The organism is Staphylococcus sp. HMSC068C09 (assembly GCF_001813735.1).
Lineage (GTDB): Bacteria > Bacillota > Bacilli > Staphylococcales > Staphylococcaceae > Staphylococcus > Staphylococcus hominis.
The window spans coordinates 1-744 of the sequence record NZ_KV813744.1 but is presented as its reverse complement, the minus strand read 5'-3'; the positions used below and the strand labels follow the sequence as shown (position 1 = coordinate 744).

The 744-nt window shown below is 49.5% G+C and carries 1 rRNA gene; it reads right to left on the bottom strand.

What is annotated here, in order from left to right:
* Nucleotides 1-744, bottom strand: a 23S ribosomal RNA gene (locus HMPREF2930_RS01970); the annotation flags it as partial.

Here is a 744-nt window from a genome sequence, read left to right as displayed (position 1 = left end):
TACCTGTGTCGGTTTGCGGTACGGGCACCTAATCTCTATCTAGAGGCTTTTCTCGGCAGTGTGAAATCAACGACTCGAGGAAACAATTTCCTCTCCCCATCACAGCTCAATCTTAAGAGTGCCGGATTTGCCTAACACTCAATCTCACTGCTTAGACGTACAATCCAATCGTACGCTTCGCCTATCCTACTGCGTCCCCCCATCGATTAAAACGATTATAGGTGGTACAGGAATATCAACCTGTTATCCATCGCCTACGCCTGTCGGCCTCAGCTTAGGACCCGACTAACCCAGAGCGGACGAGCCTTCCTCTGGAAACCTTAGTCAATCGGTGGACGGGATTCTCACCCGTCTTTCGCTACTCACACCGGCATTCTCACTTCTAAGCGCTCCACATGTCCTTGCGATCATGCTTCAACGCCCTTAGAACGCTCTCCTACCATTGTCCAAAGGACAATCCACAGCTTCGGTAATATGTTTAGCCCCGGTACATTTTCGGCGCAGTGTCACTCGACTAGTGAGCTATTACGCACTCTTTAAATGATGGCTGCTTCTAAGCCAACATCCTAGTTGTCTGGGCAACGCCACATCCTTTTCCACTTAACATATATTTTGGGACCTTAGCTGGTGGTCTGGGCTGTTTCCCTTTCGAACACGGACCTTATCACCCATGTTCTGACTCCCAAGTTAAATTAATTGGCATTCGGAGTTTGTCTGAATTCGGTAACCCGAGAGGGGCCCCTC